Annotated in this window: 16 protein-coding genes; 8 read left to right on the forward strand and 8 right to left on the reverse strand. The window is 46.4% G+C overall.

Going from position 1 to position 22,375, the window contains the following annotated elements; all coding sequences use genetic code 11:
• Window positions 1-77: 77 nt before the first annotated feature.
• Entirely contained in the window at window positions 78-1,337 is a 1,260-nt protein-coding gene (locus SPI9445_RS0109215; protein ID WP_017304452.1) for a family 10 glycosylhydrolase, read from the forward strand.
• Window positions 1,338-1,396: 59 nt separating this feature from the next.
• Here SPI9445_RS0109215 and SPI9445_RS0109220 read toward each other — a convergent pair whose 3' ends face one another.
• From SPI9445_RS0109220 to ureA, 5 genes are all read right to left on the reverse strand, one after another.
• Window positions 1,397-2,047 carry a histidine phosphatase family protein gene (locus SPI9445_RS0109220; RefSeq protein WP_017304453.1) on the reverse strand — a complete coding sequence of 217 codons (651 nt, stop codon included), beginning with the start codon at window positions 2,045-2,047 and terminating at the stop codon, window positions 1,397-1,399.
• A gap of 108 nt (window positions 2,048-2,155) precedes the next feature.
• Window positions 2,156-5,755 carry a PAS domain-containing protein gene (locus SPI9445_RS0109225; protein WP_017304454.1) on the reverse strand — a complete coding sequence of 1,200 codons (3,600 nt, stop codon included), beginning with the start codon at window positions 5,753-5,755 and terminating at the stop codon, window positions 2,156-2,158.
• Between the two features lie 555 nt (window positions 5,756-6,310).
• Window positions 6,311-7,033: a CorA family divalent cation transporter gene (locus tag SPI9445_RS0109235; RefSeq protein WP_017304456.1), complete on the reverse strand. Its 723-nt coding sequence runs from the start codon at window positions 7,031-7,033 to the stop codon at window positions 6,311-6,313.
• 12 nt (window positions 7,034-7,045) lie between these two features.
• Window positions 7,046-7,354 carry an urease subunit beta gene (locus tag SPI9445_RS0109240; protein ID WP_017304457.1) on the reverse strand — a complete coding sequence of 103 codons (309 nt, stop codon included), beginning with the start codon at window positions 7,352-7,354 and terminating at the stop codon, window positions 7,046-7,048.
• A 58-nt stretch (window positions 7,355-7,412) separates the two neighbouring features.
• Window positions 7,413-7,715, reverse strand: a complete 303-nt coding sequence (gene ureA / locus SPI9445_RS0109245) for an urease subunit gamma (RefSeq protein WP_017304458.1) — start codon at window positions 7,713-7,715, stop codon at window positions 7,413-7,415.
• 328 nt (window positions 7,716-8,043) lie between these two features.
• Here ureA and SPI9445_RS0109250 point away from each other — a divergent pair, with 328 nt between their 5' ends.
• From SPI9445_RS0109250 to SPI9445_RS0109265, 4 genes are all read left to right on the forward strand, one after another.
• On the forward strand, window positions 8,044-8,511 hold the full coding sequence (locus tag SPI9445_RS0109250) for a DUF29 domain-containing protein (protein ID WP_017304459.1): 468 nt from the start codon (window positions 8,044-8,046) through the stop codon (window positions 8,509-8,511).
• Window positions 8,512-8,678: 167 nt separating this feature from the next.
• Window positions 8,679-10,472, forward strand: coding sequence for an aspartate--tRNA ligase (gene aspS / locus SPI9445_RS0109255; protein ID WP_017304460.1), 1,794 nt, complete (start codon window positions 8,679-8,681; stop codon window positions 10,470-10,472).
• Between the two features lie 134 nt (window positions 10,473-10,606).
• The gene (locus tag SPI9445_RS27500) at window positions 10,607-12,667 is read left to right on the forward strand and encodes an ATP-binding protein (RefSeq protein WP_017304461.1); all 2,061 of its coding nucleotides are present in this window, start codon (window positions 10,607-10,609) and stop codon (window positions 12,665-12,667) included.
• The gene (locus SPI9445_RS0109265) at window positions 12,667-13,764 is read left to right on the forward strand and encodes a hypothetical protein (protein WP_017304462.1); all 1,098 of its coding nucleotides are present in this window, start codon (window positions 12,667-12,669) and stop codon (window positions 13,762-13,764) included. Before SPI9445_RS27500 ends, SPI9445_RS0109265 begins: the two co-directional genes overlap by 1 nt.
• Window positions 13,765-13,920: 156 nt before the next feature.
• On the opposite strand, the gene SPI9445_RS25000 is transcribed toward SPI9445_RS0109265, so the two are convergent.
• Together SPI9445_RS25000 and SPI9445_RS0109275 are read right to left on the reverse strand one after the other, a co-directional pair.
• Window positions 13,921-16,125 carry a GumC family protein gene (locus tag SPI9445_RS25000; protein ID WP_017304463.1) on the reverse strand — a complete coding sequence of 735 codons (2,205 nt, stop codon included), beginning with the start codon at window positions 16,123-16,125 and terminating at the stop codon, window positions 13,921-13,923.
• A gap of 86 nt (window positions 16,126-16,211) precedes the next feature.
• Window positions 16,212-16,979, reverse strand: a complete 768-nt coding sequence (locus tag SPI9445_RS0109275; protein ID WP_017304464.1) for a sulfite exporter TauE/SafE family protein — start codon at window positions 16,977-16,979, stop codon at window positions 16,212-16,214.
• A gap of 178 nt (window positions 16,980-17,157) precedes the next feature.
• Between SPI9445_RS0109275 and SPI9445_RS0109280 the strand changes: the two genes are divergently transcribed.
• Both SPI9445_RS0109280 and SPI9445_RS0109285 read left to right on the forward strand, forming a co-directional pair.
• Entirely contained in the window at window positions 17,158-18,045 is an 888-nt protein-coding gene (locus SPI9445_RS0109280; RefSeq protein ID WP_017304465.1) for a YaaW family protein, read from the forward strand.
• Window positions 18,046-18,283: 238 nt separating this feature from the next.
• Window positions 18,284-19,279, forward strand: a complete 996-nt coding sequence (locus SPI9445_RS0109285; RefSeq protein ID WP_017304466.1) for a hypothetical protein — start codon at window positions 18,284-18,286, stop codon at window positions 19,277-19,279.
• A gap of 179 nt (window positions 19,280-19,458) precedes the next feature.
• On the opposite strand, the gene chlP is transcribed toward SPI9445_RS0109285, so the two are convergent.
• Window positions 19,459-20,682: a geranylgeranyl reductase gene (gene chlP / locus SPI9445_RS0109290; protein WP_026079648.1), complete on the reverse strand. Its 1,224-nt coding sequence runs from the start codon at window positions 20,680-20,682 to the stop codon at window positions 19,459-19,461.
• A 272-nt stretch (window positions 20,683-20,954) separates the two neighbouring features.
• Between chlP and SPI9445_RS0109295 the strand changes: the two genes are divergently transcribed.
• Window positions 20,955-22,373: a hypothetical protein gene (locus SPI9445_RS0109295; RefSeq protein WP_017304468.1), complete on the forward strand. Its 1,419-nt coding sequence runs from the start codon at window positions 20,955-20,957 to the stop codon at window positions 22,371-22,373.
• The last annotated feature ends 2 nt before the right edge of the window (window positions 22,374-22,375 follow it).

A 22,375-nucleotide genomic window follows, 5' to 3' on the forward strand; every position in this document is an offset into this window, starting at 1 on the left:
GTTATAAGGATTGGTGCAATACCGTTTGACGGGTGTGTTGAAAACTACTCAAACTTTTGCCGGAAAAAGTCCTTGGCATGATGAACCCTGAACTACTCAAGATTTTGAAGTTTAAACCTATGTTCTTATCGGCGATATTTTCGAGGCGATCGCACAGTTGGAAAACCCGACTAGCCCTATTTCTAACTGCCCTGTTGACCATTGTTTTCCTGAGTCATCCCCTTGGAACCGTTGCTCAACAGCGCTTTCCCGAAGTGCGAGGGGTCTGGATGACCAACAATGACACTCGGGTACTCGCGGATCAAAATGCCCTAGAGGCGGCCATGACTCAACTGGGTCAACTTAACTTTAATACGGTCTACCCGGTGGTGTGGAACTCGGGTTTTGTTCACTACCCCAGCGCCACAGCCCAAAGGGCAGGCATTCAAACCTTTATCCGTCGCGGCAATCAAGGTCAAGATATCCTAGCGGATCTCGTCGAAAAAGCCCACCGCAATGGTTTGTTAGTCCTGCCTTGGTTTGAGTTTGGCTTTATGACTCCCCCCTTCTCCGAATTAGCTAAAGCTCACCCTGAATGGTTAACCCAAAAACAAGATGGAACTAGGTCTTGGGTTGGGACGGCTGGAGAGGTCTACTGGTTAAACCCTTTTCATCCTGAAGTGCAGCAATTTATCACCCAAATTGTCCTAGAAGTCCTGGATCAATACAATGTGGACGGGGTACAGTTTGATGATCACGCGAGTCTCCCCAACCAGTTTGGCTATGACAGTTTCACAACGGCGATGTATCGTCGGGAAACCGGCCGGGCCGCACCGAGTAACGCTACGGATCCCGCTTGGGTCAGATGGCGTGCGGATAAACTGACGGCGTTTATGGTTGAATTAAACCGTCAAGTGAAAGCGAAACAACCCAATGCTATTTTCTCCGTTTCCCCCAATCCCTACGATTTCGCCTATCGCGGACAACTCCAAGACTGGTTAGCGTGGTTACGTCGGGGTGTGATTGATGAATTATTAGTTCAAGTGTATCGTCCCGATTTGGCGGCTTTCCGGGAGAATTTAGTGCGGCCCGAAATTCAAGAAGCGCGGCAACGTATCCCGACGGGGGTAGGCATTTTGACGGGGTTAAGAAATCGTCCCGTTGGTTTGCAACAAATTCAGGCGAAAATCCAAAGCGCTCGTCAACAGGGTTTAGGCTTTTCGTTCTTCTTCTATGACAGTTTGTGGAATTATGCACCAGAACCCGCAGACCAGAGGAAATCTCTATTTCAGGTTCTTTTCCGCTTCCCGGCCAAGCGCACGAGCGTCACGAACGCGCCGTTAATTGCTGAATCCTAGATTTAACAAGGAAACAGGGAAGAGGGAATAGGAATTAAGACTTATTCCCTCTTCCCGACTTATTCGGCACGCCCTAATCTAGGAAAAGAGGCGGACTGGGGACTGAGGTGAGTGGTATCTCCATTAAGCTCCATCTCCCAGTCTCCATTGTGATTGACTATTTTCACTAAACAACAGAGTGCTGTGTTGACTAAAGGTTGACCCCCGACCAGTCCTTGGGTGGTGCCGATGACGGATGCTGCATGGCCGACTAAAAGGATATTCTCTGAGTATCTTTGCACTAATTGATGGGCAGTGGTAGCGCTTCTGTCCATGACCTCTGTTTCTGTTTCGGGGTATTGAGGAACAACGCAGGAGGTGTAACTCAGATCAATGCGGGGATATTGTTGAGTGAGGATTTCTGGGGGGAGACGTTGGGGCATTTCGGTCATCCAGTGGGGGTTTAGCCATTCACTGAGGCCGCTTTCCAGTTTGAGAGGGAGATCCAAGCATTCGGCGACGGCGTGGGCGGTTTGTACGGTGCGCAGGAAGGGGGAGGCGAAAATATGGGCGATCGCCTCTTTCTGCAAACGCCGCCCTAATTCTTGCGCTTGCTGGAATCCATCCTCCGAGAGAGGGGGATCATAACGTCGTTCTGCGGTGTTGAACCAGTCGGGATGAACAAAGTCTAGACGGTTGCCGTGTCGTGCAATCCAGACAGTTTGAGCCATAAGGGAGTTCTTGAACCTTGAATGATATCTTGGTTTTCATCAGGGGTACTGTTTGGATTTTACAGCAATGTTGCGTTGAAAGCCCCATCCCCTTGTGGGTGGGGAGCTTCAACTTGAATCGATGGTTAAGCAACTGGTCTTGGCACAAATGACGCGATCGCGCCCCTGTCCTTTCGCTTCATACAAAGCCTCATCAGCCCGACGAATGAGGGATTGCACCGTGTCCCCTTGCTCAGGAAACGTAGCCAAACCCGCCGAAAAACTCAATTGTCCTAGGTTTTTCCCCTGATAATTTAAGGGCAGTTTTTTGATTCGTTGACGTAACAACTCAGCCCGCTCATAGGCTAATTCTAAAGACACATTGGGCAAAATTAACGTAAATTCTTCCCCCCCATAACGACAGACAATATCGGACTCTCGAACTTGTTTTTGTAAAAATTCTGCTAAAGTTTGTAGGACAAAATCTCCGGCATCATGACCATAGGTATCATTAAATTTTTTAAAATGATCCACATCAATCATAATTAAACTCACAGGCGGCTGAGTTAACTCAGCCGCCTGTAAACTTTGCTGTAAGGATTGCTCCAAATAACGACGGTTAAATAACCCAGTCAAGGGATCGCAAATACTCTGATTTTGTAAAGTTTCCCGTAGTTGTAAGTTAGAAATAGCTAGAGCAATTTGTTCGGAAACCGTTTGAGCCAGTTGTTGCTGTTCTGGCGGAATTCCTGCCGGATCTTGGGTGCGTAGATAAAACAACCCCAAGGCTAATCCTTGTACCATCATGGGAATACAAAGCGTTGCGGTAGGTTGAGAGTTTTGGTCAATATGATGACAGAATAATCCCGGTTGATTATTAGAAGCATAATGAGTTTTTCCTCTCAGCAATGCCCAACAATCTTTAGTGTTTATAGTGCTTTCTTCTGGAGACAATTCACCAAAAATGCTGACAGCTTCTAGGATTTTTTTATTTGGTTGGGGTAATAGAATTGACCCAAAACAGTGGGGAAAAAGGATTTTTAAAAACTCGGCGGTGGCAGGATAGGCTTCTAAGGATGTGCTACAAGCTTGTAGAAACTCTAGCATCTGACTGGTAATGACTTGTTCATAGTTGCGTTGTTCAAGGGTTTTGAGAGAAATTTCTAAACGACGATTAGTAGCCTCAAGGTGTGCGTAAGCGTGTTGTAACTCTTCTTCCGAGGTTTTTTGTTCGGTAATGTCAAACATCATGCCTTGGAGAAAAATGGGTTCTCCGGCTTCGTTGGTGACAATTCTAGCGCGATCGCGCACCCATAACATTTCCCCCGATTTGGCAAAAATCCGATACTCCCGATTAAAAGTTCCGGGGCTATTATGAGCTATTTTTAAAACTTTTGCGACTTTATCCCGATCATCTGGATGAACGGCTGTATACCAACGATCCGGTTGAAGTAACCATTCCCGTAAAGGATAACCTAACATTTGCTCGATTTGCGGACTCACATAAAGGGTGGTACTCAAATCATCTAAAGCGGAAGTATAGGTAACGGCAGGCATTTGTTCCACCAGCAGGCGATATTTAGCCTCTGAGGCTTTTAAACTCTCTTCAGCGCGTTTTTTCTCTGTAATATCAATCACCACCCCAAACAGACGAATAACGACGCCTTGGCTATTGGTTTCTACTTCCGCTTGACTGTAGAGATAGCGAATTTCTCCACTATCTCTTAATAGGCGATATTCCACCTCAAACCGTTCTCCTGTCATCAGACTATGTTCTAAAGCCGTTTGGTGTTTGATGCGGTCTTCGGGATGAATTTGAGTGATATATTGAGTATAAGTGGGTTCAGGTTGATTCCAATCTGTGCCAAAAATTTCAAAGGTTTCTTTATTCCATGTCAGTTGATGGCTAATTACGTTATAGTCCCAATAGCCAATATGGGCGATTTTTTGGGCTTGTAAAAGGGTTTGAGTGGTTTGTGCAAGGATGCGTTCTGTTTGTTTGCGTTCGGTGACATCTTCGGTGATGTAGCAAAAACGGGAACTGGTTCTATGTTCAGTCCTAATCGGGGAAAGTGTAGTCAATAACCAGAATTTTTTTTCCTTGTGTTTGTATGAACACTGAAACTGAACGGGTTTCCCCGTTTTTTGAATGTGTTTACAGTATTGAATCCATTCCTGAGTAATGTTTTGAGGAATTCCTAACTCCTGAGCCGTTTTATACTCCATTTGCTTGGGAGATAAACCTACAAACTCAGCTGTCATGGAATTGCTCCAAATATTCAATAAATCCTCTGGGTTAGAAATTAATTCAACCACCCCCATCATCATAGCACTACTGTCATAAAAACTGCGCAGGGTTGACTCACTTTCTTGTAGGGCTAACTCGGCTTGCTTGCGATCGCTAATATCTTGAATCACCGCAATAATTGACTCAGCTTTCCCTGCTAGACTACAGACCACTGAACCACTCCAATGAACCCAGACAATTGATCCATCTTTGCGAACATAGCGTTTTTCTGCCGCAAAGCGAGAAATTTTTCCGATTAATAATTGGTAGTTTAGGGTTAAATCTTGGGCTAGGTCTTGGGGATAAGTAATTTTTTGGTAGGTGGTTTTTAGAAGTTCTTCCTCAGAATACTGTACAATGTCTATAAATTTTGGGTTAACTTTTAAGAAAGACCCAGTAGGAGAGAGTTGAGTAATCCCTACATCGGCTTGTTCAAAAATACTGCGAAATTGTTGTTCACTGGTTCTCAAATTTTGTTCAATTTGTTTCAAATCGTCCACGTTCATACAGTAGCCGATCAGTTCTTTGGGTTGGTTATTTTCATCTTGAATGACTACTATTTCATTGCGTAACCAATGGTATTGACCCTGTGCATCTCGAAATCTATACTCACATCTCTGAGAGTTTGAACTGGAGAGACGCTGCATTGTCCATAACAATAGAACTTGATCTTCGGGGTGAATTTGGTCTTGCCAGAATTTGGGGTTTTTGATGAAGTTTGACGCTTCATGTCCTAAAATTGTTTTAACATTTTCACTGATAAAAGTGATTTCATAGGTTACTGGATCGGCGGTATAAAGAATCGCCGGACTGTAGTTAAGCAGGTAGTTTAAACGGTTAAAATTTGTTCTGATTTTGGAAGGTAGCGTATGTTTCTCTACAATGGTTTGACTGTTTTCTGCTGTAACAAAAGAGGGATTTTGACCAGAATCAATGGGTGTTTGAGGTTGGAGAGTTTGCGGTTTTAGATTCGCCAATAATCCAGCTTGATTTAAGTCTAAGCAGAGTTGATCTAGGGTAATTACACCATAAATATTGTGAGGTGCTTCGTCTTCTAGAATGACACAATAACTCGTCTGGTGTTCATTAAATTGGCAGAGGAGACTAAGGGGATTGTTGAGGTGCGATCGCAAAATTGTTATTCCCGGATTCCCCATCACCTGTGATATGGGAATCTGTTCTAAGTTCTGAGATTGCACCATTAAACTAAGAATATCTCGTTCTGTGAGTAACCCTATTAACTGTTCGTCCTGCCTCACTAAGATACAACATTTCGGGGCTGAAGCCTTTGCTGTCGCTGGATTTGGGGAGGTAATATTCATCTGGGCGATCGCATTGCTTACCTTTGTTTCCGGTGTCACAACAATGGGTTCCCGATCAATGGTTAATTCCACGGCAGACTGGGAATTCAGGATATTGGCAATAATTTTTTTCTCCCACATATGACTTCAGTACCACAAAAGGGGCTTTTTTCTATTCCTTTTTTTATTATGGGGTTTTCAGGTAAAAAAACACACGAATCCCCCCAACAGCGAGTTCATAAACATTTATCGATTCAAATTGGAAAATTCTCTGATTTGGTTTGTGTTCTGATTGGGCAGGTTGTCATCAATCCCTAATGCTTAAACCTCAGAAGTCTTGAACTATAACCCTGTTGCTCATGACTCTGTTACTTAAAAGTTCCTGAAACTTAAAAGCAATTTAGAATAGTTGACACCCTTCTCAGTAACCCTCAAACTCATAAACGCCCCAATAGTGGCTAAAGCCTTCTTCGCCCTATTTGGGTTTCGCTATGGCTCTACCCAACCTACAGATAGCATTCTGTTGGGTATTTGAGATTAAATCCAGCCCATCAGAGATCCGAGGTTTGATGTTTACCCAATACCAGACCAAAATCTTGTAGTGTCCCTGATACTACCAAGCTAACACCGTTTTTGTATTTTTTCTGGTTTAGAGAAAATTCTAAACAATTCTTGTCCAAGGGCTGAAACCCCTGATCACAAAAGTTTACCGACAATCACCCAACGGCGAACCCAAAGGCCTAAACTCAGGCTAATCAGGAGAATTAGCCAAAAGCTGAAGGATTCCGCTAAACCACTGCTTAGATTCATGCCAAAAATACAAGTAATCGCTGTGAGGGGGAAGAAAATAGCCACCAAAACATTGAGACGATGACTAGCCCGAACGGATTCCAACGCGATGGCATTTTGCTGTTCCACCCGTTCGGCCATCCGGTAGTCAAGGCTGTTTTTGATGTTTTCGTGGAGGAGATTGAGCGAGCGCTCTATCCCATAGGCCCAGTCGCGCAAATCAATCAGATCCCGGTCTTCAGGAATCCCCTCCCGTGCCGCTTGTAGGGTATTGTGGAGATTTTGGGTCGAATGTTGCACCGGGGCCAATTGTTCGAGCAAGTTAAAATAGTCTTCCGCCTGTTCTGCTTCGCTATAGGCTAAACTCAGGGCGTTCTCAGCCTCTTCGTAGACTTGAATATGCTTCATTAACGGTTTTAATCCCACCCCCCCCACACTACATTCCCATTTCCCTTGAGGATCTCGCCAAAAGAACACCCCTTGACGCTGTTTTTCCCCCAAAGTTGGAGCGCGATGCAGCACCAGCAACAGATGTCCTTCCGCAATCATTGCCCGTTGTTTGCCTACACTTTTTTGACCCAGACGGTTTTTAATCGTTAAGGGAAGTTGCCAAGAAGGAGGGAGTTTCATAATAACCTCACCCTAGTCTAAAGAACCATTGACTAAACCATTAAACCCATACACTTGACGACTCCCCACTAGAGGAACTAATTCCACCTCCTTTTCATCCCCCGGTTCAAAACGGATAGAGGTTCCGGCCGGGATATTTAAGCGCCTTCCTCTGGCTGCATTGCGATCGCACTCCAACGCCCGATTCACCTCATAAAAGTGAAAATGCGACCCCACTTGAATGGGACGATCCCCCGTATTACTCACCACAATTCGCCGCGTTTCTCGTCCCGAATTGAGTTCAATTTCACCGTCATCTACTAATAATTCACCCGGAATCATAATCCTTTGCTCCTGGTTGATCTTTGAATTTATGAATCAGTTCTTACCGAATTGCCGATTAACGAATGGGATGATGTACCGTCACCAATTTTGTCCCATCGGGGAACGTTGCCTCAACTTGCACTTCCGGGATCATTTCCGGCACTCCTTCCATCACATCAGCGCGAGTGAGCAGAGTTGTTCCCTCACTCATCAATTCTGACACCGTTTTTCCTTCCCTTGCACCTTCAAGAATCGCCGAAGAAATATAAGCCACCGCTTCAGGATAGTTTAACTTAAGCCCTTTCGCCTTGCGCCGTTCTGCCACTAAGGCCGCCGTAAAAATTAAGAGTTTATCTTTTTCTTGGGGAGTTAACTGCATAGGTTATTAAATCACTGGGCAATTCACGACAAGTTTATTGCACAAAACCGGGATAATCAAGGCTCAAGCCACAATTATTCATGATCCATTAGAATAGTTAGAATGTAGCTATAGCTAGTCCTAATGAGACGTGAAGGGCTATTCTCCTATCTGGATTGCAGGGGAGCATTTTTTGCACGACTCAGGTAGGTTGGCTATATTTCCCTAGGGATTCGGAATTCTTGGTTTAAGGGAACGGGGAACACCGGATCTGGAAACAGTTCGACTACAGGGTTATTGAGCATCGCCAAGATGTAAACATTTAGTGACTTATTAATCATAGTTCAAAATGAAAACCTCCCCTAAAACTACCGCAGCCATCTATGAGCAGGATTACAACCTGTGGCGAGAAGAAACCATAAAACAGTTAAAACAAGGTGACTTTAAGCAGGTTGATATAAAACACTTAATTGATGAACTAGAAGATAGGGGAAGAAGTGAGAAAAGAGCCATTTATAGTAATCTCAAAATTCTGTTAATGCACCTGCTTCACTATTATTATCAACCTGCCAAGCGGTCTAATCGTTGGCGATTTACCATCCGAGAACACCGTCAACACATTAACAGAGCCTTGAAAGAAAGTCCCAGTTTGCAAAGTTATTTTAACACTATCTTGACTGAATGCTATCAGGATGCTAGGGAGTTAGCCGCAGAGGAAACGGGCTTACCTTTGCTGAGTTTTGAGGGAAAATGCCCCTTTACAACGGAGGAAATTCTCAAGCCTGAATATTTACCGAATCTTGAGGAAAAAATCTAGAATTTTGTGCAGAATTCACCCCACAAAAAGCTGGGTTTTCTAAGAGTAACAAGTCAACAGGTAAGTCAAAATCCTGATCTTAACCAGACCTAAAGGATTATAGAGAGGGTGTAACATTCTGTTACCATAGAAAGTCCTTCTATTTTTTTTGTGTTGTCATAAAGTGTATGCGTACTCATTATTGCGGAGACTTACGAGCCGAGGCCGTAGGAAAAACAGTTAGCCTGTGTGGGTGGGTTGATCGTCGTCGGGATCATGGTGGTGTGATCTTTGTGGACTTGCGCGATCGCACCGGAGTAGTCCAAATCGTCAGCGACCCAGAACGCACCCCCCAATCCTATACTAGGGCAGAAACGCTCCGAAATGAGTATGTCGTGCGCATAGAGGGGCGTGTCAGTCAACGTCCCCCCGAATCCCTCAATCCCAAAATCCCCACCGGAGAAATCGAAATTTACGCCGATCAGATTGAGATTCTCAACGCGGTTCAGAAACAGTTACCTTTCCAAGTATCCACCGCCGAAAGTGAGAGCATTAAAGAGGAATTGCGGCTAAAATACCGTTATCTGGATCTACGGCGCGATCGCATGACCCGCAACCTCAGCCTGCGACACCAAGTTATTAAAGCCATCCGTCGTTTCCTCGAAGATCAGGAACACTTCATCGAAGTAGAAACCCCCATCCTCACCCGTTCCACCCCCGAAGGCGCCCGAGACTACCTCGTACCCTCCCGCGTCAATCCCGGCGAATGGTACGCCCTTCCCCAGTCTCCCCAACTCTTCAAACAACTGCTCATGGTAGCAGGCTTTGACCGCTACTATCAAATCGCCCGTTGCTTCCGGGACGAAGACTTACGCGCTGATCGTCAACCCGAATTTACCCAGCTTGACATGGAAATGAGTTTCCTGTCACAAGATGAAATTCTCACCCTCAACGAAGCTCTCGTTTGTCATATCTTCAAAACCGTCAAAGGTATAGACATCCCCCGTCCTTTCCCCCGTCTCACCTATGCCGAAGCCATGAATCAATACGGCACCGACCGCCCCGACACCCGTTTTGACTTAAAATTAGTCGATGTTTCAGACATTATGGCCGACTCCGGTTTTAAAGTCTTCTCCGGGGCCGTAAAAAGTGGCGGCATCGTGAAAGTATTACCCATCCCCGGCGGCAACGAAAGCATTTCTAACGTCCGCATTAAACCCGGTGGCGACTTATTTAAAGAAGCTACGATTGCCGGAGCAAAAGGAATTGCTTTTATCCGCGTTCGAGAAGACGGAGAAATTGACAGTATTGGGGCAATCAAAGACAACTTAACCCCCGAACAAAAAGAAGAACTACTCACCCGCACCAACGCTAAAGCCGGAGATTTACTCCTATTCGGTGCCGGAGACATCCCCACCGTTAATAAATCCTTAGATCGTCTCCGCCAAGTCGTTGGGGAACAACTGGGATTAATCAATCCAGAGCAAATTAACCTGCTTTGGATTACCGAGTTTCCCATGTTTGAATGGAACGAAGACGAACAGCGCTTAGAAGCCCTCCATCACCCCTTCACCTGTCCCCATCTCGACGATTTAGACGACCTCAAAACCGCCCGAGCGCAAGCCTACGATTTAGTATATAACGGAATCGAAGTCGGGGGCGGCAGTTTGCGGATTTATCAGCGAGAAATTCAAGAAAAAGTCTTTTCAGCTATTGGATTATCTGAAGAAGAAGCCTATGCTAAATTCGGCTTTTTATTAGAGGCGTTTGAGTACGGAACTCCCCCTCATGGCGGCATTGCCTACGGTTTAGATCGTCTGGTCATGTTATTAGCAGGAGAGGAATCTATTCGGGATGTGATTGCCTTCCCGAAAACCCAACAAGCCCGTTCTCTGCTTACCGATGCCCCCTCTCAAGTTGATCTCAAACAGCTTAAAGAGTTGTATGTTGCCTCAACCTATGATCCGGAAGCAGACAATTAAGCGCTATTTTAAGGGGAATTTCTAACCCATCTCCTGGGGGAAATTCAGAAATTCCCCCTATACCGAACTTACAGACCATAGGGTATTATGACAATGGGTGTTTAATTTTCTCAAACTACCATGAAACCAGCCCTATGATCTTTGCCCGTTACAATCGTATTATTCAAATCACCTTTGTTATTGTAATTTTAGTCGTTTCCGTTTTATTCTACTGGCAGTTTATGAGTCAGTATAAATACGAGACTCAGCAACTGAAACACACCATGCGAGAAGTGGTTACGATTATTGATCGTAAACTGGAAAACGCCGAAAATTATGTAGAACAGATGCAGTTTCGGGCAAACTCCTTTTATGATATTAGTCAAATTACAGCGTTTGAGTCTATCCTGTTGGATAGCCTAAAAGAGGAAGAAAGTCAAGGGCAAATTTACTATAATTTAGATCATATTCCAGAACCCTACAGTCCTCGCTTAATTGGTAATTTAACGGGGATGGGAACGCTACAAGAACGCAGTTCTGAGTTTTATCGGGAACTAGAAATGGCGTTATATATAAACCCGTTATTACAAACCGCTTTTAAACTCATTCCGAATACTCTCTGGGCGTATTATTTATCAGAAAATCACTTTTTAAATCTTTATCCTTGGGTGAGGTCAGAACAAGCCCATTTTACCGAAGATTTATTAACCTCCCAAACCTATTCCTTCGCCTCTCCTGAGAATAATTCTGAACATCATCGCTTTTGGAGTCCAGTCTATCTCAACCCCGTGACTCATCAACCCATCGTTACTTGTGGCGCACCCGTTTATGAAAAAGACCAATTTCGCGGGCTAATTGCCCTTGATTTTACCTTAGATATTTTTAGGCAAATTTTAGCCGAAGAATCCCCCAAAGTGGGGCATTTTTTGTTATTTAATGAGCAAGAACAAATTATTGCCATTGATGAACTAAATCATTATTCTGAACCTTCGATTATTAGTCTTAAAAATTATTTACCCGATACCCTGAAACTGAAAATCAACTCCTATTTAGAAAATAGCCCGCTCACGGTTCAAGATACCGGGAGTTATTTATTAGTTCATGAAGAGTTTCAAAATACTAACTGGAAACTTTTATTTGTTGCTAAAAAATCTGAAGTTATTACACCCATTTTGTTTCATGTTTCCCTAGGCTTAGGACTGATTTTAACAGGTTCTCTGTTGTTGTTCTTTTTAGTAAACCAACTGATTAAGCGAGAATTTATTAATCCGGCCAGTCAATTGGTTGAACATATCGAAGCTTGTAGTCAAAATCAAACCGTTGACTATGGAGATGTGCCAGAAAATTGGTTTTCTTGGTTTGAAACCATTGCCCATATTTTCCAAGAGAATAAAAAAATGACCACAGAGTTGGTACAACGGGAGAAAATGTCTAGTTTGGGGCAACTGGTGGCGGGAATTGCCCATGAGGTGAATAACCCGATTAATTTTATCTATGGGAATTTGAATTATGTCAAACATTATGGCATTGATTTATTAAATATTATTGATTTGTACGAAAAACATTATCCTGAACCTCCAGAGGAGATAGAGGACTATTATCAGGAAGTGGATTTAGATTTTTTGCGGGAAGATTTGCCTAAACTCTTGCAATCAATGGAGGTGGGGGCCGAACGAATTCGGGAAATTGTCTTATCGTTGCGTAATTTTTCCCGTTTGGATGAGTCGGATAAAAAACGGGTAGACTTACATCATGGACTAGAAAGCACACTGATGATTGTTGACAATCGCTTGAAAGTTCCCGGTTCTGAGAAGAGAATTAAAGTTGAGAAAAAATATGATGTTTTGCCTCCGGTAGAATGTTACGCCGGATTAATGAATCAAGTGTTTTTAAATGTTTTAACTAATGCCATTGATGCGGTTTTGAATTGTGAACGAGAGGAGAAACTAATTAAGATTGAAACGCGCTATTTGGAGGAGGGAAATATTCAGGTTTCCATTGCGGATAATGGTCAAGGAATTCCTGAGTCGGCACAAGATCACATTTTCGAGCCGTTTTTTACGACGAAACCTGTGGGCAAGGGAACGGGTTTAGGGTTATCGGTGAGTTATCAGATTATTGTAGATCGTCATCATGGAAAGTTAACCTATCATTCTGTACCGGGGGAGGGGACGGAGTTTGTGATTACAATTCCGGTGGAATCTGTGAGTAATTGATGGAAAAAGTAGAAGAAGGACGGGTGAGTTTTGGCGTGGGTGGGGCGTTTTATCGCCCAGAAACCCGCATTGTCAGGGATTTGGGGGTGTTGGCGGGGTGGGTGTATCGTCAACAGGTGGGGGCGTTGCGGGTGTTGGATGCTATGACGGGCTGTGGGGTGCGGAGTTTGCGCTATGGGGCGGAAAGTGGGGCGAGTTGGGTGTGGGCGAATGAGGGGAATCGGGATTTGGGGGGGCTGTTGGGGGAGAATTTAGGGGGTGCGATCGCCTCGGGACACTGTAAACTCACGTTTGAGAATGCCCATCGTGTGTTTTTCCACTGTTACAGTGAGCAGGATTATTATGATTTAGTGGATGTGGACTGTTTTGGGTCTGCTGCCCCCTATTACTCTACGGCATTATGGGCGGTGAAAATTGGGGGCTTGTTGTATCTCACCAGTACCGATGGCCGCAGTGCAACGGGACACCTCCCCGGCAAAAGTCTACAGGATTATGGAGCTTTTGCCCGTTCCCATCCGGCCGCCCATGAACAGGGATTGCGCTTACTGTTGGGGGCGTTACAACAGGAGGCCGCGAGTCGGGGGATGGGGATTCAGCCCATTTTTTCGCTCTATCGGGGCAATACTTATCGGGTGATGGTGCGTTTGGGGGCTAAGGTGCGCCTTACGCCCCAAAATTATGGGTTTTTGGGCTATTGTCATCACTGTGGGGACTATCAGGGGGTGGCTTGGGAGAAGTTGGGGCGTTCGCTATGTCTGCGAGATGAACGGCCGTTGACGCTGACGGGGCCTATGTGGTTGGGGGAATTAGGCGATCGCATTTTTCTGGATGCTATGCGCTCTTCTCTCTTACCCCAGCTTGATTCTAGCCTCCCCCCATTACTGGATTTACTCCAAGCTGAGGCCGATTTCCCCCCCTATTTCTACACCTTACAAGCCATCGGCAAACGGGGGAAACTGGACTTACCCCCGAAAGCCCAATTGATTCAAGCCCTCCAAGCCCAAGGGTACCGCGCCACAGCCACCCACCTCAACGCCCAAGGGTTAAAAACAACGGCGAGTTTAGCCACTTGTATTGCGGTGGCTAGGGGGATTTAGTTGGGGAGGGGGGGCAGGGGAGCAGGGGAGCAGGGGAGCAGGGGAGAGGGGGAGTTGATAATTATTAACTATTCCCGACTCCCGACTCCCGACTCCCGACTCCCGACTCCCGACTCCCGACTCCCGACTCCCGACTCCCTATTCCCTGACTCCCCATCAACGGCCACTACCAATCAACTCCTCCGGTTCCTCCGTATCTTGACCCATCGGAACTAGGGTTCCCTCACTGCCCAACGCCTCACGGGAAGGCGCAGAGGAGAAAGCAGAGGCCTTAGAATATAACTCCGGAACAGGGAGAGGCACCGCGTTAATGGCCGCGCCGATAATGGGCATTTCCGCCTCTGTCATTTCATCCAACATTGCCCCCAAAATCTTCGCCTGACTTACCCCAACACCTGTCACTAAAATCATGCCATCGGTTTGGGGCTGTAATAACAGGGCATCATTACAAGTCGTTAAAGCGGGACTATCCACAATCACCAAATCAAAACGCTGGCGGGCATCTTCTAACAGACTCTTTAACTCACTCGACTCCACAATGGCCGCCGCTTTGCGTTGGGGGCCGGCACTGGGGGAAATGTAGAGATTCATCACATCCGGCACTAAACGCACCGAATCATTCCGGGACCCATAATAGGATAAAGGTTCGGCTTGGGCATCATGATCTACGGCTAATTTCACCGCTTGGGCATTGGACGGCGATCGCAAATCTCCCTCAACTAACAGGGTACGCTTGCCCGCATGAGCCGAGGCGATGGCCAAATTATAAGCCACCACGCTCTTTCCTTCCCCCTGACTCACACTGGTCACTAAAATAACCTTGGTCGATTTGGGAGACAAGCGACGGATATTGCTGCGGAACAACTCATAAAGATCCAAATAGGGCGCATTCACCCCCAACAAGAGGGGCAACTCTTCCTCACTCCCCGGCACTAAAACAGGTAATTCTCCTAACACAGCCACATCTCGTTCGGAGAGAATATCCTGTAATTCCTTCGCGGTGTAGACTTTGGGATCTAAGAAGGACATCCCCAAAATCACCACAGCCCCGGCAACCACAGCCCCCACATAGCCCGCCGCCAGAATAATCACCGGATGAGGGCGACTAGAATCAGGTTCTTCCACTTGCTCCAAACGGGGAGGACTGGCCAAACTCAGACTACTGATGGTTTCTGCTTCGGCAGATTGGGCATCTACGAGGGCGCCCTGCATGGTGTCGTGGAATTGCTTGCGAATGGCGACTTGTTGCTGAAGTCGGGCTTGTTCCAACTGTTTCGTGGGGAAGCGTTCATAGGCAAGGCGTAGTTCTTCTTCCGTGCGGCGCACTGTGCGGATTTGTTGCTCAATGGCTTCTTTTTGGGTGCGTAACTGTCCTATTTGGGCGGCTAACTGTTGACGCGTGGGGTCTAAACTGCTGCTTTTGCGAATTTCCCGAGGACGGGCATCAAATACATTGTCACTGCCAATCACTTCATTGGCGCGCTCGGTCAGTAGTTCATTGTAGGCGGCTAATTGTTTGTTGAGTTCCCGCATGGTGGGATGTTCGGGACGCAAATCATTGGCCAACATTTGCATCTGGGTTTCGGCCTGTAAAATCTGAGTGCGTAAACTAGCAATAATGGGGTCTGCACTGAGGGCCGAAGCGACAAAAGCCTCTTCGGGGGTGAGGGATAACTGGGTGGATAAACTTTGAATTTGAGCGTTGACAGTATCGAGTTGTAGCCTTAACTCGCGCTGCTGTTGTTGTCCGGCACTGATGGCCATAAAGAGGGTTCCATCTTGGGCGGCAACTAGACCTGTGGCTTCCCGGGTCATAAAGCGATAAAATTCTTGTTCGGCTTCGGCAAGATCGGCTTTGGCTTCTTCGACCCGTTTCTGGAGGGCTTCAATTTGCGATCGCAAGCGGGATGTATTCAACATCCGACTATGTTCAATCATTTTCTCCATTAGCACTTCTAACGTCCGTGCTGTCCTTTCTTCGTTGGTGTCCACATATTCCACGCGAATTAAGGGGGGTTCGCCTTCTTTGGGCAATTGCAGATTAATGCGCCTCACGGATTCGACGGGGTTGGGTAAATCGACGGTTTCGACCAGTCCTTGTAAGACGGGTTCGGAGAGTAAGGTGGGCCGGTCTAAAACTCTACCCTGTTCTTGCAGCACTTTCCCCGTCTCTGTAGCGGTGGGTGGAGGATTACTAAACGCTAATTGACCAATGGCCTTGTAGCGTGTGGGTGGAGGGGCTGGGGGCGGTAGGATGGCGACTACACTTGCCCCACCCGCTACGATAATGGAGACGGCCAGTCCAATCCATTTATTTTTGCTGAGGCTAACGAAAAAACGTTTGACGATTGGTGAAGACATGGAAACAGCCCAGAACTAGCGCTGCCTCCAATATAACAGCCTTTTCCCTTTGTGAGATGGCTTTTCTGGGGTGGGTTCTGCGCCTGTCAACGTTGAATCAAGACAAAAACCGCGATCGCCAAGACAAAATACCCGAAACCCTTTTGGAGCTTTTTCCCGTCAATATACCGGGTTAAGGAAGCCCCTCCCCACGTCCCTATACTTGCCGCTAAGGTAAAGGAGAACATTAAGCCCCAATCTACTGTTACTTGGTCGATATAGCCCAGAAAACCCGTCACCGATTTAAAGGTAATAATCAATAATGAAGTCCCGATGGCCTCTTTCATCGGAATTCCCCCTAATAACACCAAGGCCGGAATAATCAAGAAACCGCCCCCTACCCCCACAAATCCCGTCAGAATCCCCACCGCTAGACCCTCGGCAGGAATCGCTAACCATTTAGGATAGGTGGGATGGGGTTTACCCTCACGGGGGGCGGGGATTTTGTTCTCTTGTTTGCGAATCATCAACACACTGGCCAAGATCATCACCACCCCAAAGGCAATCAGTTGAATGGTGTCGGTAATCCAAGGCAAGGCCGTTAAACGAGCGCCTAAAAAAGATCCCACCATGGCGGCCGGGGTGAACATGGCAACGGTTTTTAAGTTCACGTTGCCCTGAAACCAGTGGGGAATCGCCCCAATACTACTCACAATCCCCACAATAAACAAACTCATGGCGATCGCCTCTTTTGACCCAATCCCCATCACATAGACCAAAATCGGCACCGCTAGAATCGACCCGCCCCCACCAATTAACCCTAAACTAATCCCGATGGCTACCGCCAACAAATGTCCCACAACCGTGATCAGCATTTTGTTCCTTTTTTGTTATTACTAATCTATTATGTAGTAGATTGTTCTGATAAGCTCCAGCCCTTAAGGCCATGCCCTGATTTTCCGTTTTACCAAAATATGGCGAGGGAATGCTCCACCCATAGGGGACGGGGGAAGTTCAAGATTAATCCTCCCAAGCCCGAACCAGAATAGTAGAATGGGACAAGATGAGAAATTAGGGGTGGAGGTTAGGACATTGGACGAACTGAGGGATGTGTTAGAACTGGCAACCGATGAGGAACTGCAACACCTGACCCATTTGTTATTTTGCCGTCGTTTGAATCCCTTAGACTATATCCAGACACCGGATGTCATGGAGGTTCAAAGTCGCGATCGCCACTCACAGATTGAACTCCTAGAACAACGGTTTCGTTACTTAGCCGCCGATGGCTTCACCGTGTTACGGGGGGAAAGTAACAAGATCAGCTACCGACAGGTTTTAATCCAAGTCAGTCGGTATCTCAAAATTCCCTACTCCCAGTCTATGAGTACCGTGGATCTAGAAGCCGAGATTTTCCTCAACCTAATCACCAAAGCCTGGGATCGTTTACCCTCCCAAGAACAAGAATCCTTGACCCTACGCATCCAAAAATCCCTACAAGCCTCGAAATACCGCGAACCTTTACCCGCCCAAATCCAACATAATCCCATTCATTTCCTGCTCAAAGGGGGGAGTGTTTTGGCCGTCAGTTCCGTTTTACGTTCCGTACTCCTCCAACAGATCGCCCGCCAGTTTGCCCTGCACTTTGCCACCTACCAAACCGCCCGAACTGCCCTCTTACGGGGGGGAACCGCCGCCGCTACCCAGATTCAGAACCATCTCACCCTGCAAACCGCCCGCCAAGGGATGGCACTAACAGCCGCCCGTCATGGGGCCGTGCGGACAGTCTTTGCCTTTATGGGACCCGTCCTCTGGGCGGCCTTTTTTGCAGATTTGGGTTGGCGTGCGATCGCCACCAACTACGGCCGCGTCATTCCCACCATCTTTGCTTTAGCTCAAATTCGTCTCACCCGGGGCGAGTCTTGGGGAACCGTCACCGTTTAAAGACCCAAAACCTATCTTAGGCCAGATGATGCCAATTCCCCTTTATCGTCCTGATCGGAATAGTTATTCCAGCAAAAAAGAGGGGGGGTTTTGTTGCTATCATCAAGGAGATGATAGTCACTCACCCGTGCATTACTTCTTTAAATGCACCACGGGAAATACACTGAGAACTCCCGGTTATCTCCCTAGATAGCCGTGAGATGAACAAGCTATTAATGGAAGAGGGGAAAAAGAGGAAATGCCATCCGCCAAAAAACAAAAAATGCTGCACCTGATTAAATCGAACAAACAAGATCCGGCATCGGAATTATCTTCCGGCGAAACGACCCCGGAAGAAAAACCCGCAATACCTGCCACTGAAACAGCTAAAACCACTCCCAAGGCAGACAGTTCCACACCCGAGGAAAAACCAATCCCCCCAGTCAAAGAAACCCCCGAGGTTGAAGAGGCTGCACCAGACCCCACAAAAACCTGTGAAACCTCCACAGAAACCGAAGCTTCTCCCAAAGATGAAGCTCCGGAAAATACCATATTTTTTCAGGCAATTGGGACGCTCTATGGCATAGTAAACCCTCACCCAGAAGGGGGATTTGCCATTACAGTTGGTTCTAACGAGTATCGTTTATATTTTCCTTCTAAGTTTCGCTATGTTGGCTTTCTGAAACAACGGGAAAATTACCCAGATACCCCCTTATATTTACGGGTCTATCCTAAGTGCCAACTCGTCCCCCGACAACCCCCTAGAATTTATTTTCAAGTGTTTGCTTGGAACACGGAAAACGAGTGGCAACAAGAGCCGAACCAGTTTATTTTAAGCGGAATTTGGCAATTTATTCCTCAAAACCGTTCTCCGGTCATTTCAATTTATCGCAACCGACAAGCCAGCGATCCCACCGAAAAATTTAAAGCCTCGCACATTCCGGTTTTAATGCGTCGGGAAGGCGATGTTCAACCCTTTAAATTTAACCCCAAAACACCTAAAGATAAGCTGCCTAAACGTTGGTTTATTCAAGGAGTGTTTAAATTTCTGCCCAATCGTAATAGTTTCGGTTGGTCGGAAGATATTGCCGAACCGACAGATACTATTCCGAAGTACAAAAAACCCGTTAAAGCACCAGGAACTAATACCAAAGCTCCGGGGAAAGATAAACCCCGTCCTAGTTCTTCTTCCTCTGAAAAACCCCTGAAGAAATTAGGTCAACGCCCGATTAAACCCACGAAAAAAGCAGAATAGAAAGAGCGCATCTTAGTTCGGCCATTTTGCCTTCATCCCCCAGTCCCTTTTCCCAAGGTTGGGAGAAGGGGGTTCTCCAACAGAAAAAACAACTCCTGCAACGGAGTTGTTTTTTCATGAACATCCTATCATCCCGACGCTCCCCCATAGGGAGAGCGGGGGCAACTGGTGCGCATTAGCTAAGGGGCTAGCGCATTGCCGCGAAGCAAACTACCAATGGTTTTGGCTGTAATTTTCATTTGAACCAAAGGATTGGCAGGCACAACAGTTTTATATAAGTAGCTGTCAAAGGTTAGCCGTTGTACATCAATGTCTGAACACATTTCTACAAAGGCCTCGCGGGTGGCATCACTGCGATAAAACACCCGTTGCAGGATGTCCAAGACTAAGTAGGTCATGCCATACTGTTTATCCCAACGTTTGATATACAGCTTAAGATCCGCTTCCGTGGGGATGCGTTGACCATTGTTACTGGTTTCTACAATGGTTTCGGCGCACATCCGGGCAGACTTGGCGGCAAAGTAGATCCCTTCTCCCGAGGATTTAGTCACGGTACCGGCGGCATCTCCCACTAAGGCTACACGACCCACCACACGACGAGGCCGGGGGTGTTCCGGGATGGGATGGGCTTCTACTTTAATGATTTCGCCACCTTCGAGTTTTTTGGCAGCCCGGGCGCGAATTCCGGCCTGTAAATTTTTAATAATGGCTTTGTTGACTTTCATGGTGCCGGTACCGACGGCCACATGGTCATATTTGGGGAATACCCAAGCGTAGAAGTCGGGGGAAACGTCATCTCCAACGTACATCTCCGCCAATTCTTCGTAGTAGTCCATTTTGTCTTGAGGAAGACGGATGCGTTCTTGGAAGGCGATCGCATAATTATAATCCCCGGCATCAATGGCTTTAGCAATTCGGGAGTTCGCCCCATCAGCCCCAATCACTAGATCCACTTGCAGGGTTTTCATTTCCCCAGTGGCGCTACCGTTGGAATGATCGGCATAGTGCAAGGTGTAGGGGTGATTGTCGGAGGAGGGAATATCGAGTTGATAGACCGTTCCATTGATTAATTTTGCCCCACATTGAGCCGCCCGATCCCGTAGAAAACCGTCGAGAACTTCCCGACGGCACATCCCAATATACTCATCATCTTTTAAAGTCTGACCAATATTGACCTCAATGTTGGAGGGGGAGATCATTTTCATTTTCCGCACCCGGCGATCAATAATTTCCGGGGGGAGATCAAACTCGCTTACCATGCACAGGGGGATCGCCCCGCCGCAGGGTTTGGCGTTATCTAACTTACGTTCAAATAAATAAGTTTCAATTCCAGCTTTTGCCAGTGTCTCAGCAGCAGATGAACCTGCTGGACCGGAGCCAACAACAGCAACCCTTAGTACCAAGGCTTTTCTCCTATATCTGTGTCCTATCATCTACAGGTGTGAATCGTATCACGGACTTTTGCCTCTGTGCTTTGTTGTGTGGCAACTTTGAGACATTTCGCAATAGAGCTTAAAACTCTAGTAACAATTCGTTACATTTGGCGAGTTTTGGCGACACATATAGGAGAAAATCCCGAAATTGGAACTCAGGCCGCATGATTTGACAATACCCTTAAGAGGGAATTTTGGCAAATCCCCACCCACAACGGGATGGGGTTTCTCGGAGGAAGATCATGAAAAACTTTCCTGTTGGGCGTTTATTTTTGACCACTTGGTTAGTGTATTTGTTCCATTTCCGCCACTTAGCGGCCGGAAGCGATCGCTTTGTGTTGTTAGTGCGAGCTATCGTAGAACAGAGAACCTTTCGTTTAGATGCCTACCAAACCTCTCCCTTTTTTGGGGATGTGGTCAGTTTTCAGGGACACTACTACAGCAATATTAATCCGGGTGCGGCTTGGTTAGGGGTGCCTTTTTGGGCGATCGCACATTTCTTTTATCAGAACATCCCCCCAGCCTCTCCCCTCCGCCGTGAAGAGATCCACCACTTCCTCACCCATTTTATCACCACCGCCTGCACCAGCAGCCTCCTGAGCGCCCTTGCTGGAGTGCTTCTAGGATTATGGGCTTACCAGCGCAGTAAAAGCCAATGGCGCGGCATTTTGACCGTATTTCTCTACAACTTTTGTAGCATTGCCTTCTTTTATTCCACCCGTTTATCTCAAAACAGCCTCATCGCCTCCCTCTCCATTTTCGTCTTTATTTTGCTCTTTAAACCCCAAATTCTAAAAGTAAAAAGCTATAGAACCCAACTTTTTTGTATTGGGTTTATTCTCGCCTCGGGCTTAGTCATTGACTTAACCATTGTCCCCTTAGCTGGAATTGTTTTAATCCTTTTATTCTGGCAAAATAGAAACTATTGGCTAGTTTTAAGATACTTTCTATTCGGCACAATTGCGCCATTACTCTTGCTCCTATTTTATCAATATCTTTGCTTCGGCAATCCCTTCTTATCCGCCTCCAATGTTTTCCTCGACCAAGCCGCCATTCCTGAGCCTTCAGTTTCCCTCACCCGACAACTTTTCCAGCGTTTTCAATCCCTGTTTACCTACCTTTTTAGTCCCCAAGCCGGGTTATTTATTTATATGCCCTATTTGACCTTAGCTATGGTCTATTTACTCCATCACAATCGTCAGTCTCTTTACTTTAAGCACAACGAAAAAAGATACATTCTCGGAGTTTTCGTCGCCTATAGTGCCTTTCTCCTCGCCCTCCCAGCCAGTTACTTACAATATACCCTCTTTGGTTGTCGGTATATTCTCCCCCTCGTTCCCCTACTGTGTTTAACCTTTGCTCTACACTTCCGCCCCCCTCACTATCATCTCGGAATCGCCTTAATTGCCCTAGGTTTTTTGATCAACTTAGCCGGAGCGCAGCAAGGTTATGATACAGATAATATTATTATATATACCCTAATTTATATCTTTCGTGGGGCATGGTTTCCCCTATTAGATTGGTTACAAACTGGACTCCCGGATGATTTTAATGCCTTGCCGTCTGTCCTCAATCCATCGGGCATTGTCTTCCTTTTATTGCTCATGTTAATCGTCATCTGGTGGCCGTATTTCTTCCCCTATCCGAAGTCGAGGGGATAAGA

It is taken from the genome of Spirulina subsalsa PCC 9445 (genome assembly GCF_000314005.1).
GTDB classification, from domain to species: Bacteria; Cyanobacteriota; Cyanobacteriia; order Cyanobacteriales; family Spirulinaceae; genus Spirulina_A; species Spirulina_A subsalsa.